The organism is Neobacillus bataviensis LMG 21833 (genome assembly GCF_000307875.1).
Classification (GTDB): Bacteria; Bacillota; Bacilli; order Bacillales; family Cytobacillaceae; genus Neobacillus; species Neobacillus bataviensis.
Genome location: NZ_AJLS01000056.1, coordinates 26150 through 49618, shown reverse-complemented (window position 1 = coordinate 49618; position 23469 = coordinate 26150). Strand labels below are relative to the sequence as shown.

Below are 23469 nucleotides of genomic sequence, written 5' to 3'. Positions count from 1 at the left end.
GTAATGAAGAAAAAAGTATTATTTATGGTCATTAATATGAATATCGGGGGGACAGAAAAGGCATTGTTAAATTTGATTTCAACAATGTCTAAACACAAATATGAAATTAGCATCTTAATGCTTGAAAGGTCAGGAGGTTTCTTAAACTCCATACCAGATTGGGTAAATGTTGAATATCTAGATTGCTATAAGAATATTAGAGATATACTAAATAACCCTCCAAAAACGGTATTATTAGACTTTTTAAAACGTTTAAAATTAATTAAGGCCTTACTATTTTTTATTCTGTATCTTATTGCTGCTGTCACCGGAGAAAGAAGTATTCTCTTTAAATATATTTTGAGGAATTATTCATACAATAATGAGGAATATGATATTGCAGTTGCTTATGCCGGCCCAATGGACCTCATAAGCTTTTTTATTGCCTTTAAAATCAAAGCTAAAAGGAAAATACAATGGATTCACTTTGATATTACTAAGATTGGTTTCAATGCCCACTTTGCCACAAAAGTTTATCGGTACTTCGATAATATCTATGCAGTTTCAAATGAGGGGAAAAATAAATTAATAAATGTCTTACCATTATTTAAAGAAAAAATAGAAACAATCAACAATGTTTTATCCCCAGAAAGTTTAAAAAAAATGGCCGTCAATGGAGATGGTTTCGAAGATCATTTTGATGGGATAAAAATCTTAACCGTTGGCAGGCTAAGCAAAGAAAAGGGTCAGGATTTAATTATTCCTGTATTAGCAAAACTTAAACAGGAGGGATATAACGTTCGCTGGTACTGTATTGGGGAGGGAAACGCGAGAAAGGAATATGAACAGCTTATTCGAGATTATGGGTATGAAAAGGATTTTGTTTTACTAGGTTCAAATCCAAACCCATATCCATTCATGGAACAGTGTGATCTATATGTACAGCCATCAAGGCATGAGGGATATTGTATGACACTTGCTGAGGCAAAACTTTTCAACAAGCCCATTGTGACAACAAATTTTACTGGAGCAAAAGAACAGGTGGTTCATGGGAAGACAGGATATATAGTGGAGTTTAACGGTGACCAAATATTCGAGGCCGTTAAACAACTAATTATCGATGAAAATTTGCGTAAAAGCATTCAAAGAAATCTTCAGAAGGAAATAAAACATACTCGAGAAGAAATTGATAATGTGTTTGTTTCCTAACCGCTTTGTTAATAGGGAGGTGAATATTGATGATTCCAAAAATAAGTATCATAGTTCCTGTCTATAATGTGGAATTATATATTCATAAATGTGTCGATTCAATCTTAGCTCAGACTTTGAAAGAGTTTGAACTTATTCTTGTCGACGATGGATCAACAGATAATTGCGGGAGAATTTGTGATGAGTATGCGAAAAAGGACAGCAGGGTGATAGTAATTCATAAAAAAAACGAAGGACAGGCAAGTGCAAGGAATATGGGTTTGGAAATTATAAAAGGAGAATTTATAGGGTTTGTTGATAGTGATGATTATATAGAGAAGGATATGTTCGAGTTTTTATATAAAAATGCATTAAAATACGAAGCTGAAGTTGTTGAATGTAGCATTAATATTATTAATGGTAAGGACATCCTAGGAATTCAAAATCATGGTGAAATTGAGATTGGAAATAATGAATTTGCATTGAAACAACTATTAGATAATGGATATAGAAATAGTATGTGTAATAAGCTATATAAAAAGGAAATATTCAGCGAACTGCGATTTCCAAATAAATTATATGAAGATGGATTTGTAGCTTACAAAATTTATTACCGTTTAAAGAAATATGTATTTATTGGGGAAGGGAAATATAATTATGTTAAAAGAATTGGAAGTACAATGTATTTACAAGAAAAATTTTCATTAAAAAATTTAGATGGGCTAGAATCCCAAGAGGAAAGATATTACTTTCTAAAAGATAGAATTAGTGACAGCCATTTACTAATTTCATTGGAGTGCCATTTTTTTAATAGTATTTTATATTCCTATCGGATGCTACAAAAAAACAAAGAATTGGATCCAAATAAAAAGTACCGAAATATATTAAAAAGTAAAATAACGGATAATTATCAAGGGTTTTTGTCAAATCCAAAATTAAATAAATACTATCAATTAGTAAAACTATCCAAACTGGATATTAGTATATTCAACATAATGGTAATAGGCTATTTAAAAGTTCTGGATCACCTACTTAGGATTTATGGTTTGTATATTAAAGCAAATAATAAGATAAAAGCAGTCTAAAGTAGTGATGCCATCCGAATTTGGGGATAGGGAAAGGGATATTTTGCAATGAAGCCAAAAATAAGTATCATTGTTCCGGTCTATAAGGTGGAACCATTTATACATAAATGTGTTGATTCCATTTTAGCCCAGACTTTTACAGAATTTGAACTTATTCTTGTCAATGATGGGTCGCCGGATAATTGTGGGACAATATGTGATGAGTATACAAAAAAGGATAGAAGAGTAAAAGTAATTCATAAAGATAACGGTGGGCAGGCAAGCGCAAGAAATAGAGGATTGGAAATAGCGGGCGGAGAATATATAGGGTTTGTTGACAGTGATGACTGGATTGAACCAGATATGTATGAATTGCTTTATAACATGTGTATACAGAATAATTGTGATATAGCAAACTGTACTTATAAAATTCATGCTAAGCATAATGTAATCATCAAAGCATCTTATCCATTGATGATTCATGATAGAAACCAAGCAATGAAGGCAATGCTGGAAGATGAACTATACAATGAGGTAGTATGGTCGAAATTATTTAAACGAAATCTTTTGGAGAATATTAGATTTCCTGAAGGAATCATGTATGAAGATACGGCATTTACCTATAAGGTAATCCATAGAAGTAATAAAGTTTGTTGTTTAGGTGAACCAAAATACCATTATATAATTCGAGAAAACAGCACAATGGATCGGGCGGCAAAGAGTAAAAGTGTTGATGCAGTATTAATTTATGATGAAATGAATAGGTTTATTGCCCAGCACTATAAGGAATTGATCGACTTAATTTCATTGAAGTTTGCTAATAGTGCAATGTTAGTTTTAAATTCCATCGCGATTAGTGGGGTATTCCCTAAACATAAACATGATTATTATAAAGTATCCAAGATTTTAAATAGCCACTTTTATAAAACAATAAAATTACCTTATTACAATAAAAATGTAAAATTACTATTGCTGGCTGCAAAAATTCATCCGTTATTATATAAATTTATTGTAAATAAGCTGTTTAGGAGAAATGGAATATGAAAAGTCTTTTATTAAAACTCTATTATAAAATTCTTGATATTAAAGATTCCTTTACGGTTTTATTCAATAAACTAATTTTCTTCATCATAAAGCCTCCAACAGTAAGGGCAACAGATGAAACATTGGATAAAATTATTAATGATCAGTGTTCTATTAGCAGATATGGGGATGCAGAATTCGATATTATGTCTAAAAGATCCTTTTTTTATCAATCATTTAATAATGATTTAAGGTTGCGCTTATTAGAAATTATTCAATCCCAAAGTAAAGTCCATATCGTATGTATACCTGATATTTTTAATAATCTAAATAGATTCACTGATCAAGCCGGGAAATTCTGGGGGAAGTATTTAAACTTAAATAGAAGTAAAATGTATCGCTATATAAATAGGAAGAAAGAGTATTATGATTCATTAGTGACACGCTTATATATTGACTATAAGGATAAAACTAAGGCAACAGAGCGCTTTTTAAAGTTTAGAAAACTTTGGGAGGGTAGAGAGGTTGTTCTTGTTGAGGGGAATAAAAGTAGATTAGGAATTGGGAATGATTTACTTCATAATGCTAACTCAGTAAAAAGAATATTATGTCCTGCAGTTAATGCTTTTGAAAAATACGATGAGATTTTAGCAGCCGTTACAAAGCATAATCAATCAAAATTAATACTAATAGCTCTTGGGCCAACGGCTACAGTGTTGGCATATGATCTTTCAAGATTGGGATACCAAGCATTAGATATTGGAAATGTTGATATTGAGTATGAATGGTATTTGAAAAAAGCAATAGACAAGTTGCCTGTCAAAAATAAGTATATTTGCGAGGTTCCTAATGGTACTAAAGTTGGGGAAGTTCATGATGATAAGTATGAATGTGAAATCCATACGCAAATAATCTAAAGGATATTAAGAACGAGCGATTAATAAGGCGAATAAATTTAAAGATAAGCAAACTTCCTATCTGCTTTTCTATTATTATCTTCGCAAAGAAAAAGGAAAAGGTGTGAGAAGATTGCAGGATACCTTCAAAAAATCACTTATGTTATTTAATAAAAAAGAACGAAAAATATTATTGCTGTTATTTTTCATGATGATTATTTCGGCATTGTTTGAAACGTTGGGAATCGGATTAATTGTCCCTTTCGTAGGAATTGTAACAAAACCGGAAATAATTCAGGAAAATTCCATTTTAGCGTTTGTATACGAGTCGTTAGCTTTTCAGTCAAACACGTCATTTATTATATTTTCAGTTGTCATGTTACTCTTGATTTTTGTTTTCAAAAATCTATATATTCTCTTTTTCCAATATGCGCAAAATAGGGTAATCCTAAAGCAACAGGTTAAACTCTCTCGAAGATTGTTTAACGAATACCTTACAAAATCATACACCTTCCATTTACAAAGAAATACAGCCGAATTACTTCGAAATATTAATGGTGAAGTACCAAGGGTGTTACAAGGAATTATTATGTCAGCTTTTCAGCTGCTAACAGAACTGCTTGTTATTACTTGTATTTTGGTTCTGTTATTATTTACCGCAACAATAGCGACTATTACTGCTTCTATCTTATTAGGTGGGAGTGTTTTTTTATTTTATAAAATTTTCCGTAAAAAGATTAATAAATTGGGAAAAGAGCAGCAAATTGTAAGCGGTAAGATGATTAAGTGGGTTAATCAGGGGCTTGGGGCGAGCAAGGAGGTTAAGGTATCAGGGAAAGAAGACTTCTTTGTTAATGCGTATGCTGAACAGAGTCATAAAAATGCGAATATTAGTTGCTATAGAATGATGCTGGATCAAACACCAAGGCTTTTTATAGAGACTTTATTAGTATCCATTGTTCTTATTACAATGCTGATTATCATTTTTCAAGGAACTAATACGACCACGATTGTATCGACAATGGCATTATTCGCTATGGCGGCATTTCGACTTATGCCTTCGATAAATCGCGTTATGGCAATGATAACAACGATTCGATTTAGTAAGCCTGCTTTATCAGTTATATATGAGGATTTATTTACAAATAGGGAAGAGTCCCTCATTACTAATAAAACATTGGATATAGCATCAAAATTTTCTACCTGTGAAAAAAGAGCCTTTAATGATTCCATCATGTTAAATGAAGTATCTTTTCGATACCCTAATCAAATAGACTATTCAATTAAGGATATTTCTTTATCTATCCCTATAGGTCAATCTGTAGCATTTATCGGTGAGTCGGGTGCAGGAAAAACAACGCTTGTTGATATTATTCTTGGTTTGTTTCAGCCGGAAAAGGGAGAAATTTTGATAGATGGGGAAAATCTACATGAGCTAAAATCATTATGGCAACAAAAAATTGGCTATATTCCTCAATCGATATATTTATCTGATGATTCTATTCGCGCTAATGTTGCCTTTGGAATAGCAAAGGATCAAATAGATGATAAGGCAGTTTGGAAAGCATTGGAGCAAGCGCAATTAAAGGAATTTATTAATGGCCTTCCTGAAAAATTAGAAGCCACTGTTGGTGAGCGGGGGGTAAGACTTTCCGGAGGGCAGCGACAACGGATTGGGATTGCCAGAGCATTATATCATAACCCGGAAATAATTTTTATGGATGAGGCCACATCAGCATTAGATAATGAGACAGAAAAGGAAATTATGAAGGCGATTGATGATTTAAAAGGAGAAAAGACTTTAATAATTATCGCTCATAGACTAAGTACAATTGAGAATTGTGATATTGTATTCAAGATTAATAACGGAAGACTCGTTGCGGTGAAGAAAAATTTTGCGCAGTCAGTCATATAAGCTTGATATCATAAGGGGGCATAAAGAGTGAAAAGTGCATTGACTAGGTCACTAGGTCAAGTTAAGGATCGCTTTAACCGTTATAGGTATTGGGAATGGTACTATGGAAACTTAATAAGGGGGATGGAAAAGGCAATCGATAAACGTGGGTTTGGTCATATGTCTCCTTATATAAATAAACCAGGCATCGCGTTTTCTTTTGATGATAGCTATAGAGTGGGTCAATGGGTTGAGTATGGGAAGGAAATGTTTGGATATTATGATGTCAAAGTAACATTTAATGTAAACGCGTTCCATCATTTTGAAGGAGAAAGAGAACATACACAGAAAGAAATTGATATGTTATTAGAATTACAATCATGTGGACATGAACTGGCACATCATGGTTTTAAACATCAAAGTGCAGTCAGTTACGCAAATGAAAATGGTTCATCCGCCTGGATCAAAGATGAAATAATATCTCTGTTCGATTGGATGGAAAACCAAGCGCATTCGAAAACAAAAGAGAAGTTTAAAAAACCAGTTACCTTCGCGTTTCCATTTGCTGAGTACAATGAAGAAAACATAAGTGAGCTAGTCCCTGACTACTTTAAGATTGTAAGGGGACAATTAGTTGGAAATAATTTGACACCATTTAGTCATACAGGACTTGCGCCATCTCTTTGTATAGATAGCAAATTTGTACCTAATGTAAAGTATATAAAAAGGATAATGAAGGCTGCAAAACAAACTGGTTGTAATTTAATTTTTATGTGTCATTCCATATTACCAAAAGAGGCTGAATGGGATGATTTTGGATGGGGAGAGGATCCGATTGGTTCAGGTGAGTGGAGAATCACACCTGATACAATTCAGACCATTATTAATGAAGCGAAAAGAATGGATATGGAATTTTATACAACAGCTGAATTAGCCAATGTAGCTACCTTTATCGATCGAAATCTGGGGAGCTGCGTTAGGAATCACATTGCAAATCCATATGGGTCTTGGATTTCTATATCCGAATTGAGTGCAATAAAAGAATTAGATTTAAGCGGTAAAGACATTTCAAATTTAGATGGAATACAGTATTTTACTAAATTGGAGATGCTCAATTTAAATAATAATAATATCTCTGATTTTAGGTTAATAGAAAGACTTCCAAATTTAAAGAAAATAGACATTGGTAATAATCCAATTTCATCAAAAATAGCCCCTCCGTTAGCCGGGTTAAAAGTTCTTTTTTAAATGAGGTGAGGAAAATGACTTTAAAAGAGCGTTTAAAAAGCAATAAATTTACCTATTTGATTATTACAAAAATTAGAAGAGTGCAGTATTTTATTTTGCCTGTTTTACTACCTAACATTATCTCAATCATTATCTTTAATATAAAAAGGTTTTTAAGAATAATGGGTATTTCTAGGAAAGGCCGTTACGAAAAGTTGAAAGAATTAAAAAATAAACATACAGGCGAGAGATGTTTTATTGTAGCTACTGGCCCAAGTTTAACCATTAACGACCTGGAAAAGTTAGATCATGAATTCACCTTTAGCATGAATTCAATATGTTTAGCTTTCCAAGAAACAGATTGGAGGCCAACCTATTATGGTATCCAGGATATAGGTGTATTTAATAAATTTGAAAAATATATCGAGGAATTAGATGTGGAGTGTAAATTCATAAGTGACTTTATTTCAAAACAAAAACCTATCCCAGATGATTCCTTTATTTATCCTCATCATTTGTTAAACCATACTATTCCTCACCCAAAATATCGGACAAAATTTAGTGATGATGCCTTTGCTGTAGTTTACGACGGATATTCCATTACATATTCTCTAATTCAAATAGCCGTATATTTGGGATTTAAGGAAATATATTTACTAGGTGCGGATTGTAACTACGCAAGTAATATGAATCATCATTTTAAAGAATACGGCATCGTTGATCCAACGTTTTTATCGGCTGGCGATAGAATGATTAGCGCCTATCTAGAAGCAAAGAAATATGCAGAGAAAAATAATATAAAAATTTTTAATGCGACTAGGGGAGGAAAGCTTGAAGTATTCGAAAGAGTAAATCTTGATGAAGTATTATCTAAAAATAGTAGATTATTAGAAGTGAAAACAGTTTAGTACATGAGTTGTGCTAATTGAATACTAAATATTAATAATCGATGGGAGATGAAAGAATGAAAGAGAAAGTGGTTGCATTCGTACCGATCAAGTTAAATAGTCAAAGATTACCCCATAAAAATATACTTCCTTTAGGGGAACACTCCTTATCATGGTATATTTTTGAAACCTTATTAAAGGTTAAGAACATTGATGAGGTTTATGTTTTTTGTAGTGATGAAGAAATAAGAAAATATTTGCCCAATGGTGTGAAATTTTTAAAGCGGGATAGTTATTTAGATGGTGACATGGTTAAAGGGAATGAAATATATCAATCATTTATTGAATTAATAGATAGTGACATATACATTCTAGCCCATACAACTTCTCCATTTTTATCTTCAGTTACAATAGACACTGCATTATCAAACGTTTTACATAATAGCTATGACTCAGCACTAAGTGTTCAAAAAAAGCAAACATTTGCATGGTATGATGGGCAACCATTAAATTATGAACTAAATAACGTGCCTAGAACACAAGACATAACACCTGTTTATATTGAAACAAGTGGTTTTTTTATGTTCAAAAGAAATATCTTTCTAGACTTTGGGCGTAGAATTGGATTCAATCCTTACCTTCAAGTGGTAAGTGACATGGAAGCAATCGATATTGATACGAAAGAAGATTATGAATTTGCATTAAAAGTATATCATCATGAAAATCAAAGTCCTGTTTATTAATAATGGCTGGAGGAATAGAGGATGGTTATGGAAATAAAAGTAAGTGAACGGATTGCTATTGGTGGAAACAATCCATTTGTTTTGATTGCAGGCCCCTGTTTAATTGAAAGTAAACAATTAATCGATGAAACCGCTGCGACCATTAAGGAAGTAACAAATAAGTTAAATATACCTTTTATTTTTAAGGCTTCTTTTGATAAAGCAAATCGTTCATCCATTTTTTCCGAAAGAGGACCCGGAATTGAAAAGGGATTGGAAATGTTGGCCCATATTAAAGCGAAATATAATATTCCAGTTACATCCGATATTCATGAACCGTACCAAGCAGAGCTAGCAGGTGAGATTTTAGATATCATTCAAATTCCCGCTTTTTTATGCCGTCAAACAGATTTGCTTGTTGCAGCAGCAAAGACAGGGAAAATTGTGAATGTGAAGAAAGGACAATTCTTAGCTCCTTTAGATATGAAGAATATTGTTGTTAAGTTAAGAGAATCTGGGAACGAAAATATATTGTTAACCGAGAGGGGGTCCGCTTTTGGATACAATAACCTGGTTGTCGATATGCGCTCACTACCAATCATGCGTGGATTAGGGGTTCCTGTGGTTTTTGATGCCACGCATAGTGTTCAAATTCCAGGCGGAAATGGTGAAACAACAGGAGGAAAGCGAGAATATGTACCAATATTAGCACGTGCCGCTGCAGCAGTTGGGATGGACGCTTTATTTACCGAGGTACATCCTAATCCAGATCAGGCAATGTCTGATGGACCCAATATGATTAGACTTGAAAATTTGGAACAAATATTAAAGCAAATTAAGGAGATTGATCAAATAGTAAAAAATAATCATTAAGGAGGTTCATACATGCCATCTTTTGTTCAAACAAGGGACAATTATATCGCTAGTGTTGGAGCAGTATTGGAGATAGAGGCTAGGGCCATTCTTAATTATAAGACATTACTAGGGGATGAAATTATCCAAGCGATTGAACTACTATTAAATTGCTCTAGTCATGTTATCGTAACTGGTATGGGGAAATCAGGGATTATCGGAAAAAAGATATCTGCCACATTGGCTAGTACAGGGACACCAAGCTTTTTTTTACACCCAGCTGAAGGACTTCATGGTGATTTAGGGATGGTGACAGACAAAGACATCATTGTCGCCATTTCAAATAGTGGAGAAACGGAAGAAATATTAAAAATTATCCCGTCTATTAAGCGGATTGGTGCAAAAATGATTGCAATAGTAAGCAATAGCTTTTCTACTTTGGCTGAAAAGGCCGATATAACAATAAGTATTGGTGAAATTGAAGAGGCCTGTCCGTTAGGACTAGCGCCAACTACAAGCACTACACTGACTTTGGCGATAGGTGATGCCATTGCCATTGCCCTGCTAAATGCTAAAAATTTTACCGCTGAAAGATTTGCTCTTTATCATCCAGGAGGCTCTTTAGGAAGAAAATTATTATTAACAGTGGAGGATATTATTCAACAAAGTCAAAAAAATCCTATAGTAAATTATAGATTAGGTTTTAAAGATGTTCTATTTAAAATGACGGAGTCTGGCATAGGGGCAGTAAGCATAGTTGGTGAGGATGGGGTGCTTATAGGGGTTCTAACGGATGGCGATTTAAGGCGGGCTCTTACATATGGCTCTGAAATAATGGATAAAAACATCTTGAGTCTTTACAATAGGTCTCCAATTACTATTACTCCTGATATACTAGCTGTTGAAGCACTCAAGCTTATGGAGGATAAGAAAATAACTGTCCTTCCAGTTATCAATCGGGATAATCGCCCAATAGCAATGATTCATATACAAGATTTAACTAAGATGGGGTTTTAGAAATGTGTGAAGATATTAAGTTAATAATATTAGATGTTGACGGAGTTTTAACAGATGGGAAAATTACGATTGGCTCCAATGATATTGAAATGAAAAGTTTTAATGTAAAAGATGGAATGGGAATCAGCCTGGCAAAATACCATGGGATAGAATTTGCAATCATTACGGGACGAAATTCATATGCTGTATCGAAAAGGGCTCAAGAATTAAATATTGATTATGTTTTTCAAGGTGTTAGTGATAAAAAGGCGGTCTTTGATAATCTGTTAACTAGCTTGGAAATAGATTATAGGAATGTCTGTTCTATTGGAGATGATATCAATGATTTGCCAATTATTCTAAATTCCTCTATAACCTTCGCTCCACAAGATGCGGTTGAATTTGTGAAAAAGAAAGTTGCCCATGTTACCAGCGCAAGAGGTGGAGAGGGAGCAGTAAGAGAAATGATTGATTTTATCTTAGAGAGGCAAACAGATTATAACACACTAGTAAATAATTATTTAGCTCAAAAATATGAATTAATTCAATAGTCATTGAATATGTAATGGGGGTAATTTTCCTTGCTTTGTCTGAATATCAAAGCAGCGAAATATTAATAATTTGGGGGGCATAGTATGATAATCAAAAGTATTTCAGAGACTATTCAGACTGTGAAGAAAAGCTATTTTGAATACAGGTCTTGGAGATATGTTACCAAGAATATGATGGCACATCTTCCTAAAGGTATTAAAAAACATCAGGGGTCAATTCCTTATATCAATAAACCGGGGATTGCCTTTTCTTTTGATGATAGCTTTAGAATAGAACATTGGTATAAATATGGGAGACCTATATTTGGATATTATGATGTCAAGGCCACATTTAATATCAATGGCTTCCATCATTATGAAGATCAAAGACCTCATACGCAGAGTGAAATAGATATGCTTCTGGATTTACAATCTAATGGGCATGAAATAGCTCATCATGGCTTTAATCATAAAAGCGCGTATAAGTACTCTAAAGAAAAAGGATTAAAAAAATGGATTGAGGATGAAATAATCTCCCTATTCAAATGGATGGAGAATCAATCCCATTCAAAAACGAATGAAAAGTTTAAACATCCAGTATCCTTTGCATTACCATACTCCGAATATGAAAATGAAAATATTTCAGAAATAACTCCCAATTACTTTAAGGTAGTAAGGGGACATTTACATAAGAATAATTTTGCGAATTTTAATTGTACGGGATTCGTTCCCTCTATTTGTATAGATAGCGTATATTTATCGAACGCAAAATATATGAATAAGTTGATGAAAATAGCAAAGAAGACAGGAAGAAACATTATCTTTATGTGTCATTCCATTCTGCCAGATGATGTCAAGTGGGATGACTTTGGATGGGAAAAAGATGATTCAGGAGTTGAGTGGTGGAGAACTTCACCCGATACAATTCAAAAAGTAATAAATCATGCCCGAAAAAACGATATGGAGTTCTATACAACAGCTGAAATAGCAGGGGTAGCCACTTTTATTGACCGGAATTTAGAAAAATCAGTAAGAAAACAACTTTCCAATCCATATGAAAAATGGATTTCTATAAAAGAGTTAAGTTGTATAAAAGAATTAGATTTAAGTAATAATAGTATTTCAAATTTAGACGGAATTCAATACTTTTTAAACTTAGAAAAACTTAACTTGAGAAACAATCAGATTACCGACTTTAGGTTGCTAAAAAAACTTCCAAAATTAAAAGAGATAAGTATAGATCAAAATCCACTAACAAGAAGCGAAAAGGTGGCAGTTGGCTCAGTCCATAATTTATTAATTTTGTTAGGAATAAATATTAATTTAGTAATGTTAACATTAAATAATTTTGAAACAACACTCCTTTGATAGGAGGAGTGATATTTTTGAAAAAATGGGTCATTTTATCCGCAGCAGTATTCTCTTTATTAACCGCTGGAGCCTATGTTCAATTTAATACAGTCGATAAACTAGCTACAAAGCCAATACCACAAACCAAAAGTGAAAACCATAGTTCAATTTATAAGCTTGAATTAAGTCGATGGGGAGTATATAACGATGGAACTCATCCGTTGAAAACCACCAAAGGGATCAACTCTGCACTTCAGTGGGCAAAAAAAAATGGTTATAAAGCCTTTATAATACCAGATGGGACATACCTCATTGCCAAAGGTACAAAAAATGAAGATTCCGAAGCAAGTATCGTTATGGTTAGCGACATGGATTTGCTGTTAAGTGAAAAGACAATTTTACAAAAAGAGGCTAATGAATATGAAGACTATTCTATTCTTTACCTAGGAGAAGATGTGAAAAATGTAACAGTGAAAGGAGGTACCTTTCTCGGAGATCGTGACCATCATGATTATTCAAAAAGGGAAGGACCTGAATCAGCAGGAACTCATGAGTGGGGATACGGAATTAAAATTGTAGGGGCGGAAAATGTGGTAATTGACGGGGTGAAAGCCGAAAAGTTCACGGGAGACGGAATCTTTGTGGGCGGAACTACAATTACCGGATCTTCTATTATGGAACCAAATTTAGAGGTGGGTAGTATTGACGACAAGGGAAATCCGGTTGAAGCCAAAGGTAAAATCCGTACCAATAATCGTGAGGTTACTAATTTTGACGATCCTTCATACAAATCTTACAAAAATATATTTTTCTGGCTTCCTGATGGAATCACCGATGGAAGTAAAGTAGATGTGTATTATTATCGAAAAGACGGAAGCTTTATTAAAGAGGATAAACAAATAGAATTCTATAAAGGTGAGTCGTTTATCCCAATTGGTGCAGATTATTTCCGAGCGGTAATCGATGCCCCCTCAACAAAAGGCGTTAAGGTGGATCGGATGACTGTAGCGATTTCAAAAAATATCACAATAAAGAATTCCGAAATAGGATATAACAGAAGACAGGGAATCAGCTTGGTTGGTTCGGAAGATGTTCAAATTATTAATAACCATATTCATCACACAAACGGAACAGCTCCTCAAAGTGGCATCGACATTGAACCGGGATTTTATCTTGGAAAGAACACCCTAATTAGAGGAAATAGATTCACCGACAACCAAATTCAAGTGGTTCTTCCCTATGGAGAGAACGTTCAGATTGAAGATAACAATTTTGAACAAAATATTAAAAATTCCATCGGGGTGTATGCTCATAAAGGATTTATGGGAGATGTTGTCCTCAAGGGTAATACCTTCATTGGATCAAGTCTTACTTTGGAAGCAGATAATGCTATAGTTGATAGCAATCAATTCAAAAACGGCGATGTTAATCTACTGGGAAGGAATATCACCTTTAGCAATTCTACACTTAGTGATACAGGCCTTAACGTGGGTAATGAAGAGGGTCAGAAGATATCAAAGATAAAAATTTTTCATAATAAGGTTCATTCTGAAATCCTCTTTATTGGAGATAAATCAATCCAGTTAAAAGAAGTAGATATTAAGACCAAAACGAAAGGCAAAGGGGCTATTTACGGGCCTGGGAACAGTAAAAGCATCTATGATCGGTTAAAAGTGATTGCAAGCAATAGGGAAGGGACTCTCCTTCCTGCGGGAACTTATAGTTATTGTTCCTTTCAAACTAGGGGACTTGAAATAAATAATGCCGGTAAATACAGTTTGAATAATTGTGTGGTAAAAGCCAAGGAAAATTTACTGGTTGTCGAAAGTTTGTATGGGAAGCCAGATGTGACAATTAATAACTCAGAATTAGAAGTAAAAGAAAACATCGGATATGGGGCAGCTATCTATGTTTTAGGAGCCCAAAATTTTAAGCTATTGAACAGCACAATCTTAGCAAAAAACAACATAAATAATACACCACTAATTAAGATTGGGCCTTATGGGGATCCGGAACCTACGAAGGTTTTTAATGTTACCATTAAAGGGAACTTATTACAAACGAAAACTGATATTTCAGCGCTAGACACTTCGAATGCAGGAATAGCCGCCCCGCCTTATTTGGTTGAAGACAATACAATTTATAAAGCTGTATTGACTTTAACAGAAAAAGACATGAATTTTAATAACAAGCTTATTACACATTGAATTCGAAAAAAAGAAGGCATCCTAAAAAGTAAAATATTTTGGGATGTTCTTTTAATTAAGTCCTATATTTAATCTTTATTAATAAAAAGTAAACCGTTAAAACCCCCAATGAATCAATAATAAGGTCATATAACCGTCCATCTCTGCCGAAAAACAATTGTAAGAATTCTGTTAGAAACGCAAAAAAAAGCGCTATTCCGATAGAATATTTGTGGCTTTTTAGTAGGTTGAATAGGAGAACATCCATAATCGCAAAACCAATAAAGTGTCCTAATTTTACTTCTACATAATCAGGATGTACCAAGGTTAAATCATTAAAGTAAATGAAGGATTTAAAGTCAGGTGTTGCAACCCATTTAAAACCGAAAGAATGTAATTCTAATAGTTGCTCTAAACTTTCAGTCCATGTACTTAACAACAAAAATAAGCCCCATATAATAACCAATATCATTTTCACAAAAAGCATAGATTTCTGAGGCTTTTTATTTAAACTACTTCTTGGCATTTGGTGGTGAGCCATAATTTATCCCCCATCCTACATGTCCTTCTTATTTCGATTATAAAAGACAGGGGATGAAAACTTTGTCAATTAAAGCTGTCGAATAAAAGAAAGAAATCTGTCAATTATTTATATAAAAAAACCTGCAAATTATGTTGTCGATCAATTGTAGCAAGTAAGATGTTATTTATTTCTGTATGATGTGAGGATCTGAGAGTGTGAATGAGCCACTCTTCCTCCTTACCTATTCTTCGCAAAACGGAAAAGTCAATCCTTCCTTCTCTTATGACCGTCTGGGGGAGATCAAATGGTTCTGTTTGAAGCTGATAGAATGAAGGTGTAATAGCTTCAAATTGCGGTTCTAAAAACAAGGAGATTTCACCACTGGATTCCCATATGGCTAAGGCTACTTTTTTAACGTCCTCAACCTTCTCTTTTCGCAATTCTGCCAATAAATCATCGATTGATATTCTGGCTCGCTTCAACCCTTTATATAGGATTTCACCGTCCTTTATAAGCGGAAAAGGCTTTGAATTAATGATTCTTCTTAGTCCTGGCCATTTTAAACTCAAAAAAATGCCCAGCAAATACAGCACAACAATGACAATTGTTGAGATTACTGAGCCTTTTAATCCAATTCTATGGTCTGATAAGGGATGGGCAATGATGTTTCCCAGCATTAAGGCGATCACAAAATCAAGTAATCGTAACTGTGAAATGGCACGAGAACCCATTATTTTCACGGTAAAGATGACAAAGATAAAAATAACTGCTGCTCTTAGAATCCAATCTAATATCGATAAAGATTCCTGACCGTGGAAAAAAAAATGCAAGAAGGACACATCCTTTACGAAGTACGTCCTCCTTAGATTGTCACGGATTCTTTCTTTTTACACCTTTTGTCAGATAGGTTTTTCGAAAATAGGTTGACCTTAAGCCTATTCTGTAATCTTTCTACTCATTTAAAAACTTCACACAAACCGGATACGGCACAGCAATATCCGACTCGATAAGAGTTAGCCTTCCAGTCGCATCATCCCGTGAAAATAACACAAGATTTCCGGACTCCTGATTCGAAGCCACAATAAATTTCTCACTAGGATCTAATGCAAAATCCCGCGGCCAATCCCCTTCAGTGGAAACATGCTCGACAAGGCTAAGTTCCCCTGAAAATGCATCTACACGAAATACAGCGATACTATTATGACCACGGTTTCCAGCATAGACAAAGCGTCCATCTGAAGAAATATGAACCGCACTCCCTTGATTATTTTCCGCGAAATCTTCAGGTAATGTGGAGATATATTGCTTCTCGGTAAAATGGCCATCCTCGGGATAGTAGGTTAAAACAACAACCTCAGAGCTGAATTCGGTCATAATATAGGCATATTTACCATTGGGATGAAAAACCAAATGGCGTGGACCGCTGCCCCCTTTTAATGGTAATAGCTTTGCCTTTGTAAGAGTCCCGTCACTCCCGACGGAGTAGGTAATAAGCGCATCGATACCTAGTTCCACAACGGCAAGAAAGTTCTCGTCAGGAGTAAGACCAGCATAATGGGTATGCGGTTTTTCTTGCCGGGGATCGGGACCTGAGCCTTCATGTTTCATCACTGAGACAGCAGGTGAAATAGATCCGGTTTCATCAAGTAAATAAGATACGACCTCCCCCTTATGATAATTTGCACTAAATAAAACCTTGGATTTACTGTCAACACTTACATGACAAGGTGATGAACCTGCTACTAGTTGAGAATTGATTGATGTTAGTTCTCCCGACTCATGAATGGAAAATGCAGCGACTCCACCATTTTCTCCTTCTTTTTTTACAACATATAGAAAACGATTATCTTTACTGATATTTACATATGTAGGATTATCTAATTCGGCCGCCAGCTTTACATCGAGTATTTTTGCTTCGTCGGTATCAAGTGTAAAAGAATAGACCCCTTTACTTTCCCCTTTTGTATATGTACCAATATAACCAATGTACTTATTGTTCTTGTTTGTCATCTTCTTCGCTCCTTGCATGGATTAAAATAATACCTATACTAATAATATCGTACTATCATTGAAATGCTACTCATATGAATTTTCACATTTAACAAAGGTCTTTTATTTGCATTATTATTGGGGATAAGTAATAGTTAAATTATCTGGGACAAAACCTTCGCCCTGCTATTATATACGTCAACAAAAGGAGTTTGATTATGGCAAAGAACAAAAAAAATAATAAAAGCCAGCCGAAATCTTCATCTAAGTTTACCTTCTGGATGATTGGGATTATTGCTGCTTTCGTATTAGGATTTATTTTCATAGGCAACCATTCAAAAACGGATGATAAATCAAAAACGAAGGAATCCATTGATTACAGTAATCAACCATTCCTTGGTGACAAGTCCGCACCGGTCTCGATTATTGAGTTTGGTGATTATAAATGTCCAAACTGTAAAAACTTCAATGAAAATGTCATCCCAGTTATCGAAAAGGAGCTAGTCGACACAGGAAAGGCGAAACTCTATTTTATGAATTATGCCTTTATTAATGTTGACTCTACACGTACTGCTAAATTTGCCGAATCTGTTTATCATGAACTTGGCAATGAAACGTTCTGGAAATTTCATGATTTAATCTATAAAAAACAGCCTGAAGATACGAAGTATGAAAAAATCGATCTGTTTACCGATAAATTCTTAGCTGACACCTTAAAAGAAGTGGCCAGCGATGCTGAGGTAAACAAGGTTGTTAAACACTTCAATGACGATCAATCAAAGGAATCTTTTAACAAGGATATGGACTTAGCTAAAAAACTAGGCGCTACCGGAACACCAGCCATCTATGTGAATGGGCAATATTTTGATGGACAAACAATGGATGATTTGAAAGATATGGTAGATAAAGCAGCAAAGGGTGAATAGTATGAATAAACCTTTACTTCTCTCCTGGATTGCGGCCATAATCGCTACACTCGGCAGCCTTTATTTTAGTGAAGTGATGCATTTTATTCCATGTACCCTTTGCTGGTATCAACGAATTTTTATGTACCCATTGGCCATCATTTTAGGTATTGCTGTTTACCGAAACGATAAAAGCATTTATCAATATGTACTGCCATTGTCTATTATTGGTGTGCTAATATCCGGGTACCATACTATATTGCAAAAAATACCCTACCTGCAGCAATTTGAAATGTGTACAAGCGGGGTGCCTTGCTCGAAGGATTATATTAATTGGCTTGGGTTTATCACGATTCCAATGCTAGCGCTAGTTGCTTTTATCATTATCACGATTAGCATGCTTGTTTTAGCGCGCAGCAATAAAGAAGAAGAGACTATTCGCGGATAGTCTCTTCTTTTCTGTTTTGGCCTTTCATGATTATGAAAATTTGGCAAAGAATAGAGGTAGGAAATCTATTTAAATGGAGGCAGAAATGAAAGCATCTGATTTAGTGGTAAGTTGTTTAGAAAATGAAGGTGTGGAATTCGTTTTTGGCATTATTGGCAAGGAAGTAATCGATTTAGGGGATTCTTTATCCGCTTCAGAAAAAATAACCTACATACCTGTTCGCCATGAACAGGGGGCGTCATTCATGGCCGATGTTTATGGCCGAATTTCCGGAAGACCAGGAGTTTGTCTGGCAACCCTTGGCCCCGGGGCGACGAATTTAGTAACGGGAATAGCCTGTGCAAATTTGGATCATTCACCAGTTATCGCCATTACGGGTCAAAAAGCGTTAAAGGATCAACATAAAAATTCTCATCAATATATTAATATCAAAGAGGTATATAAACCTGTAACAAAATGGGCAATACAAATAAAGGATGCCAACACGATTCCTGAAATCATTAGAAAATCCTTTCGGCTAGCATTTGAAGAGAAACCGGGAGCTGTCGTAATCGAATTGCCGGAAGATATCGCTGTCGAAAATGTGACCACTGAGCCACTAGCTGTTTCAAGTCTGCCAAAAAGTGTACCTGTGGCAGAATCACTCAAAATTGCAGCACAAGTGCTTAACCAAAGTAAAAGACCATTTATCATTGTTGGAAATGAAGTCATTCGCCAAGATGCTGTTTTGGAAGTTCTATCATTAATTGACCAACTAGGTTCACCGGTCGCAACCAGCTTCATGGCGAAAGGGATTTTATCAAAAGATCACCCGCAAAATTATTATACCTTTGGGTTTATGGAAAAGGATTACGTTCTTCGAGGGTTTGAAGAAGCGGATTTACTGATTGTGATTGGCTTTGATCTGGTCGAAAAGCTTCCATCAGAATGGAATATGAAAAAAGTTCCGGTCATTCATATTTCGGCGACAGCAGCGGATGTGGATGAATATTACCCTGTACAGGCTGAGTTAGTAGGAAATCTTAAGGAAACAATGCCACTTCTTATACCAACCCTAAAGCCTTGGCAGCCCATTGGAGGATTAAAGCGTCGCATCCAAGAGTCCTATTCTATTATTGAGAAAGCTAGCGATGATTCTGCCTTAACGATTGAAAAAATCTTGCACGTGCTTGAAAAAGTCCAGACTGACGAAATGGTCTTAATTTCTGACGTTGGCTCACATAAAGTCGCGATTGCCAGAACCTATCAACCAAAGCATGCGAAACAACTGATTATTTCCAATGGATTTGCCTCCATGGGCATCTCGATCCCTGGTGCGATTGGGGCAAAATTAGCTGCCCCGGAAAAAATAGTTATCTGTATAACGGGCGATGGCGGAGCATTAATGGCATTTGCTGAGCTTGAAACCGCTAAAAGACTAGGTTTATCCTTTGTAATCATCCTATTAAATGACTCGATGCTGAAGCTAGAAGTGGATACAATGAAGAAAAAGTTTGGCGATAGTTACGGAGTCACATTTACCAACCCCGATTTCGTTCAATTAGCAGAAAGTTTTGGAGCTAGGGGAATGAGGGCAACGAATGTGGAGGAGTTTGAAAGAATGGTAACGGAAGCGATGAATGCGAAAAATGAAATTGTGCTTATTGATACTATAATGCAACTTAGGTAAACAGAAGCATAAAAAAGAGCGGTGAACCAAATGGCTCTTACCGCTCTTTTCACCATAAGAATTATGGTGAGATGGTTCGACTCATCATTAGTACATCATAAATGAAGCACCAACGATAATTAAAAGAATAAACAACACTACAATTAACGCAAAGTTGTTGCCGTGTCCGCCATCAGACATAGTTATCACCTCCACCTATTAATAATTACAATGTATGCGTGAAGCATAATGTTTGAAATGGACAAGTGCATATTCGTAAAAAAAAAGTGCTGAATGAACAAAAGGCTGACCCAATGAAGGGTACAGCCTTTTGTTCATAAAACGCCATCAGAAAAGGCCAACAAATTCGCTGTTGGCCTTTTGTTACAAGCGTGCTACGTCATGTAATAATGGAGCCTTAACTATCCACCGAAGGGATTAATAGGAAATAATAATAGATTGGTTGATCATTCCATTTTGTAGAGAAAGGCATTTATGACGGGGTTCATTATAGTTAAAGCTTCATTACCAACTTTTGGACGATGAATAAGAATGTAACAACTGTTAGCCTTATTAGTAGAGAAACGGCACACTACATTTTGGAGGTCATAAAATGAATAAACTAAAAAAACTAGTGATTGCAACGGGAATGATTCTATCAATGTCAGCATTTACTTTAAATGGTATAACTGAAGCTGCTACAACTACTCATAAAGTGCAATCGGGTGAAACCTATTGGAAAATCGCAACCAACTTTGGCGTTCCGGTTAATAGTTTAATGGAAGCAAACAATGCAACAAGCAGTGCCCTTAATATTGGTCAAAATCTAGTAATCCCAAATTCTACTGTTACAGCAGCAGAAAAGGATTTAATGGCGCGTCTTGTTCATGCCGAGGCAGTTGGCGAACCTTATGCCGGGAAAGTAGCTGTAGCAACAGTTATTTTGAACCGAGTTGCAAGTCCCGAATTCCCGAATTCTATCAGTGGGGTTATAAATCAAATAGCAAACGGTCATTATGCATTTACTCCAGTAGAAAATGGTCAGATCAATCAACCTGCAGATGCAGCTTCTAAGCAGGCAGTTAATGAGGCATTAGCATTCAGAGGACAAGGTAATGGTTCATTATTTTTTTATAATCCAAAAACATCTTCCAGCCAGTGGATTACTTCACGTAAAGTAACCGTAACAATCGGTAACCACCGTTTTGCAAGATAATTTTCACTTCATATTATAGCTTTTCAAAAAATGAAATTTTTAAACAAAAAAGCAGTGAATTCCTAAAAATGGAATCTCACTGCTTTTTTTCGTTCATGGAGCTGCACTTGATGCTACCCCTTGTCAACAGCAAGTTTTTTTATTGGGTGAAGTTTATGCAATTCTGACTAGCTTATGCATATTCTCATAAAATTAACTCCTTTAAAGATTAACTAGAAGTACTGATAACGCTGTTTGAAGAAATAAATATAAATTGGTATGAAAATTGCAACTATTTAAAATAATTAAACTCCGCTTTAAAAATGAAAGGAGGAATTCCTGCAAAGATACGATAATTCATTAAATGATTAAAGGAATGTAAGTGCTTTCAATTGGAGCTGATAAACGAATATAGTGGCAAAGGAGAGTTGATTAAATTGGAGAATACTACTCTTAAACGTTCACTTGGACTCTGGGCAATCGTTATGCTTGGATTAGGATATATGACACCAACGATTGTGTTTGATACATTTGGAATCGTGTCTAAAGAAACAAATGGTGTGGTACCGCTTGCGTATCTGGCGGCACTGGTCGTGATGTTGTTTACGGCGATTAGTTATGGAAAAATGGTGCAGGTATTTCCGAGCGCAGGATCAGCCTACACCTATACAAGGGAAACGATGAGCCCCCATCTTGGTTTCATTGTCGGTTGGGCAGCGCTGCTTGATTATATTTTACTTCCGATGGTAAATGCCTTAATTATTCGTATTTATATGGTATCGGTATTTCCGAATGTTCCGGCATGGATTTGGGTCGTAGGTTATGTAGCCGCTGTCACGGCCATAAATGCCTGGAGTATGGGGAAAACGTCCAGTTTAAATTCATTGCTTGTTATCTTTGAAGTAGTTCTTATTGCAGCTTTTATTGTCCTTGCCTTCCTCCAGCTTTCAAAAGGAATGGGACAAGGAACCATTTTCACAACGGAACCGATTTTCCATTCCAACGTCCACCTTGGTGCTATTTTAACAGGGGCAACAGTGGTTTGTTTCTCGTTTATCGGTTTTGATGCCGTCACGATGTATGCGGAAGAAGCGATTGATAGTAAAATAATGCCGAAAGCAATTATGTTGACGGTTTTTATTGGCGGTGCCATCTTCTTCATTTGCAGCTATTTTGCTCAAGCTTTATTTCCGGATATTTCAGGTTTTAAGGTAACGGATGATACGCTGCCGGAAATTGGCTTGTTTGTTGGCGGTACCATCTTTAAACTGATTTTCCTCTCTGGTGCGTTTGCGGCAACGGTGGCTTCTGGACTTGCCTCACATGCAAGTGTATCACGGCTTTTGTACGTAATGGGCCGAAACGGTGTCCTTCCGAAAAAGACTTTCGGTTATGTCCATCCCAAATTTCGGACACCGGTTTTTAACGTCGTTCTTGTTGGGGTAGTGTCTCTGCTTGCTATTGCTCCAAGCCTTGAGTTAATTTCTTCGTTTATTAACTTTGGCGCTCTAATTGCGTTTACATTTGTTAACCTATCTGTCATCGCTCATTTCGTCTTCCACTTAAAAAAGTACAAAACAGGAAAGGACATATTCTCCTATCTTGTCATGCCGATCCTTGGTGCGGGCTTAACAGGAATTTTGTGGTATAACCTCCAAGCCGATGCCCTTATGGGGGGGATCGTTTGGATTGTAATCGGTGTTGTTTATATGATTTTCCAAACAAGATTCTTTACAATTAAAATTGCCGATTTAAATATTGATGACGCGGAGAGAACTTCTTCACTTTAGATAGGGAAAGTTACCAGAGCCAGGCTACTCGCCTGGCTTTTTGTATGGTTTAGTGTGTATTATGCAAATATGAATAGTTCAATCATTTTTTCATAATGCTTACATTCCTTTATTAAAAATCACATCATTAAACCTGCCTCCACCAGCCTTTCACAAGTTGGCATGGAAATTGCTACT

At 35.4% G+C, this 23469-nt stretch carries 22 protein-coding genes; 18 read left to right on the top strand and 4 right to left on the bottom strand.

Translation table 11 applies throughout. The features are described from left to right. The first annotated feature begins 3 nt into the window (after nucleotides 1-3). The 13 genes from BABA_RS09855 to BABA_RS09795 all read left to right on the top strand — a co-directional run bounded on the left by BABA_RS09855 (nucleotide 4) and on the right by BABA_RS09795 (nucleotide 14815). Nucleotides 4-1188: a glycosyltransferase gene (locus BABA_RS09855; RefSeq protein ID WP_007085027.1), complete on the top strand. Its 1185-nt coding sequence runs from the start codon at nucleotides 4-6 to the stop codon at nucleotides 1186-1188. Nucleotides 1189-1217: 29 nt separating this feature from the next. Further along, complete coding sequence (locus BABA_RS09850; protein ID WP_007085026.1) at nucleotides 1218-2252, top strand: glycosyltransferase family 2 protein; 1035 nt, start codon at nucleotides 1218-1220, stop codon at nucleotides 2250-2252. 48 nt (nucleotides 2253-2300) lie between these two features. Further along, nucleotides 2301-3275 (top strand): glycosyltransferase, encoded by a 975-nt coding sequence (locus tag BABA_RS09845; protein ID WP_007085025.1) that lies wholly within the window; start codon nucleotides 2301-2303, stop codon nucleotides 3273-3275. Then, nucleotides 3272-4171, top strand: a complete 900-nt coding sequence (locus BABA_RS09840; RefSeq protein ID WP_007085024.1) for an SP_1767 family glycosyltransferase — start codon at nucleotides 3272-3274, stop codon at nucleotides 4169-4171. The genes BABA_RS09845 and BABA_RS09840 overlap by 4 nt, the downstream gene beginning before the upstream one ends. 187 nt (nucleotides 4172-4358) lie before the next feature. Further along, nucleotides 4359-6065 (top strand): ABC transporter ATP-binding protein, encoded by a 1707-nt coding sequence (locus BABA_RS09835; RefSeq protein ID WP_235749636.1) that lies wholly within the window; start codon nucleotides 4359-4361, stop codon nucleotides 6063-6065. Nucleotides 6066-6092: 27 nt separating this feature from the next. Beyond that, a complete protein-coding gene (locus BABA_RS09830) occupies nucleotides 6093-7292 on the top strand; it encodes a leucine-rich repeat domain-containing protein (RefSeq protein ID WP_007085022.1) in 1200 nt (399 codons plus the stop codon). Nucleotides 7293-7306: 14 nt separating this feature from the next. Continuing rightward, a complete protein-coding gene (locus BABA_RS09825) occupies nucleotides 7307-8179 on the top strand; it encodes a 6-hydroxymethylpterin diphosphokinase MptE-like protein (protein ID WP_007085021.1) in 873 nt (290 codons plus the stop codon). A 56-nt stretch (nucleotides 8180-8235) separates the two neighbouring features. Beyond that, the gene (locus tag BABA_RS09820) at nucleotides 8236-8901 is read left to right on the top strand and encodes an acylneuraminate cytidylyltransferase family protein (protein ID WP_007085020.1); all 666 of its coding nucleotides are present in this window, start codon (nucleotides 8236-8238) and stop codon (nucleotides 8899-8901) included. A 21-nt stretch (nucleotides 8902-8922) separates the two neighbouring features. After that, on the top strand, nucleotides 8923-9753 hold the full coding sequence (gene kdsA / locus BABA_RS09815) for a 3-deoxy-8-phosphooctulonate synthase (RefSeq protein WP_007085019.1): 831 nt from the start codon (nucleotides 8923-8925) through the stop codon (nucleotides 9751-9753). A 12-nt stretch (nucleotides 9754-9765) separates the two neighbouring features. After that, nucleotides 9766-10749, top strand: a complete 984-nt coding sequence (locus BABA_RS09810; RefSeq protein WP_007085018.1) for a KpsF/GutQ family sugar-phosphate isomerase — start codon at nucleotides 9766-9768, stop codon at nucleotides 10747-10749. A 2-nt stretch (nucleotides 10750-10751) separates the two neighbouring features. Continuing rightward, a complete protein-coding gene (locus BABA_RS09805; RefSeq protein ID WP_007085017.1) occupies nucleotides 10752-11279 on the top strand; it encodes a KdsC family phosphatase in 528 nt (175 codons plus the stop codon). Between the two features lie 84 nt (nucleotides 11280-11363). Further along, nucleotides 11364-12626 (top strand): polysaccharide deacetylase family protein, encoded by a 1263-nt coding sequence (locus BABA_RS09800; protein WP_007085016.1) that lies wholly within the window; start codon nucleotides 11364-11366, stop codon nucleotides 12624-12626. Nucleotides 12627-12643: 17 nt separating this feature from the next. Then, nucleotides 12644-14815: a right-handed parallel beta-helix repeat-containing protein gene (locus BABA_RS09795; RefSeq protein WP_007085015.1), complete on the top strand. Its 2172-nt coding sequence runs from the start codon at nucleotides 12644-12646 to the stop codon at nucleotides 14813-14815. 55 nt (nucleotides 14816-14870) lie between these two features. Here the strand turns inward: BABA_RS09795 and BABA_RS09790 are convergent, their stop codons facing one another. The 3 genes from BABA_RS09790 to BABA_RS09780 all read right to left on the bottom strand — a co-directional run bounded on the left by BABA_RS09790 (nucleotide 14871) and on the right by BABA_RS09780 (nucleotide 17327). Then, the gene (locus BABA_RS09790; protein ID WP_007085014.1) at nucleotides 14871-15335 is read right to left on the bottom strand and encodes a VanZ family protein; all 465 of its coding nucleotides are present in this window, start codon (nucleotides 15333-15335) and stop codon (nucleotides 14871-14873) included. A gap of 104 nt (nucleotides 15336-15439) precedes the next feature. Continuing rightward, nucleotides 15440-16147: a DUF421 domain-containing protein gene (locus BABA_RS09785; protein WP_007085013.1), complete on the bottom strand. Its 708-nt coding sequence runs from the start codon at nucleotides 16145-16147 to the stop codon at nucleotides 15440-15442. 121 nt (nucleotides 16148-16268) lie between these two features. Then, nucleotides 16269-17327, bottom strand: coding sequence for a lactonase family protein (locus BABA_RS09780; RefSeq protein WP_007085012.1), 1059 nt, complete (start codon nucleotides 17325-17327; stop codon nucleotides 16269-16271). Between the two features lie 197 nt (nucleotides 17328-17524). Between BABA_RS09780 and BABA_RS09775 the strand changes: the two genes are divergently transcribed. From BABA_RS09775 to BABA_RS09765, 3 genes are all read left to right on the top strand, one after another. Further along, nucleotides 17525-18232 carry a DsbA family protein gene (locus BABA_RS09775; protein WP_007085011.1) on the top strand — a complete coding sequence of 236 codons (708 nt, stop codon included), beginning with the start codon at nucleotides 17525-17527 and terminating at the stop codon, nucleotides 18230-18232. A gap of 1 nt (nucleotide 18233) precedes the next feature. Next, the gene (locus BABA_RS09770; RefSeq protein WP_007085010.1) at nucleotides 18234-18659 is read left to right on the top strand and encodes a disulfide oxidoreductase; all 426 of its coding nucleotides are present in this window, start codon (nucleotides 18234-18236) and stop codon (nucleotides 18657-18659) included. Between the two features lie 85 nt (nucleotides 18660-18744). Further along, nucleotides 18745-20328 (top strand): acetolactate synthase large subunit, encoded by a 1584-nt coding sequence (locus BABA_RS09765; protein WP_040345869.1) that lies wholly within the window; start codon nucleotides 18745-18747, stop codon nucleotides 20326-20328. Nucleotides 20329-20415: 87 nt separating this feature from the next. Here BABA_RS09765 and BABA_RS26475 read toward each other — a convergent pair whose 3' ends face one another. Further along, nucleotides 20416-20508, bottom strand: a complete 93-nt coding sequence (locus tag BABA_RS26475) for a YjcZ family sporulation protein (protein WP_007085008.1) — start codon at nucleotides 20506-20508, stop codon at nucleotides 20416-20418. 412 nt (nucleotides 20509-20920) lie between these two features. On the opposite strand from BABA_RS26475, the gene BABA_RS09760 reads away from it, so the two are divergent. After that, entirely contained in the window at nucleotides 20921-21523 is a 603-nt protein-coding gene (locus tag BABA_RS09760; RefSeq protein ID WP_007085007.1) for a cell wall hydrolase, read from the top strand. Between the two features lie 416 nt (nucleotides 21524-21939). Beyond that, on the top strand, nucleotides 21940-23292 hold the full coding sequence (locus BABA_RS09755) for an APC family permease (protein WP_007085006.1): 1353 nt from the start codon (nucleotides 21940-21942) through the stop codon (nucleotides 23290-23292). The last annotated feature ends 177 nt before the right edge of the window (nucleotides 23293-23469 follow it).

What these genes read in the sequence shown, in the direction of transcription:
- BABA_RS09825 (WP_007085021.1), top strand. Translation starts at nt 7,307, where the DNA reads ATGACTTTAAAAGAGCGTTTAAAAAGCAATAAATTTACCTATTTGATT.
- BABA_RS09840 (WP_007085024.1), top strand. Translation starts at nt 3,272, where the DNA reads ATGAAAAGTCTTTTATTAAAACTCTATTATAAAATTCTTGATATTAAA.
- BABA_RS09810 (WP_007085018.1), top strand. Translation starts at nt 9,766, where the DNA reads ATGCCATCTTTTGTTCAAACAAGGGACAATTATATCGCTAGTGTTGGA.
- BABA_RS26475 (WP_007085008.1), bottom strand. Translation starts at nt 20,508, where the DNA reads ATGTCTGATGGCGGACACGGCAACAACTTTGCGTTAATTGTAGTGTTG.
- BABA_RS09835 (WP_235749636.1), top strand. Translation starts at nt 4,359, where the DNA reads ATGATGATTATTTCGGCATTGTTTGAAACGTTGGGAATCGGATTAATT.
- BABA_RS09775 (WP_007085011.1), top strand. Translation starts at nt 17,525, where the DNA reads ATGGCAAAGAACAAAAAAAATAATAAAAGCCAGCCGAAATCTTCATCT.
- BABA_RS09800 (WP_007085016.1), top strand. Translation starts at nt 11,364, where the DNA reads ATGATAATCAAAAGTATTTCAGAGACTATTCAGACTGTGAAGAAAAGC.
- BABA_RS09850 (WP_007085026.1), top strand. Translation starts at nt 1,218, where the DNA reads ATGATTCCAAAAATAAGTATCATAGTTCCTGTCTATAATGTGGAATTA.
- kdsA (WP_007085019.1), top strand. Translation starts at nt 8,923, where the DNA reads ATGGTTATGGAAATAAAAGTAAGTGAACGGATTGCTATTGGTGGAAAC.
- BABA_RS09770 (WP_007085010.1), top strand. Translation starts at nt 18,234, where the DNA reads ATGAATAAACCTTTACTTCTCTCCTGGATTGCGGCCATAATCGCTACA.
- BABA_RS09805 (WP_007085017.1), top strand. Translation starts at nt 10,752, where the DNA reads ATGTGTGAAGATATTAAGTTAATAATATTAGATGTTGACGGAGTTTTA.
- BABA_RS09845 (WP_007085025.1), top strand. Translation starts at nt 2,301, where the DNA reads ATGAAGCCAAAAATAAGTATCATTGTTCCGGTCTATAAGGTGGAACCA.
- BABA_RS09790 (WP_007085014.1), bottom strand. Translation starts at nt 15,335, where the DNA reads ATGGCTCACCACCAAATGCCAAGAAGTAGTTTAAATAAAAAGCCTCAG.
- BABA_RS09760 (WP_007085007.1), top strand. Translation starts at nt 20,921, where the DNA reads ATGAATAAACTAAAAAAACTAGTGATTGCAACGGGAATGATTCTATCA.
- BABA_RS09780 (WP_007085012.1), bottom strand. Translation starts at nt 17,327, where the DNA reads ATGACAAACAAGAACAATAAGTACATTGGTTATATTGGTACATATACA.
- BABA_RS09855 (WP_007085027.1), top strand. Translation starts at nt 4, where the DNA reads ATGAAGAAAAAAGTATTATTTATGGTCATTAATATGAATATCGGGGGG.
- BABA_RS09820 (WP_007085020.1), top strand. Translation starts at nt 8,236, where the DNA reads ATGAAAGAGAAAGTGGTTGCATTCGTACCGATCAAGTTAAATAGTCAA.
- BABA_RS09765 (WP_040345869.1), top strand. Translation starts at nt 18,745, where the DNA reads ATGAAAGCATCTGATTTAGTGGTAAGTTGTTTAGAAAATGAAGGTGTG.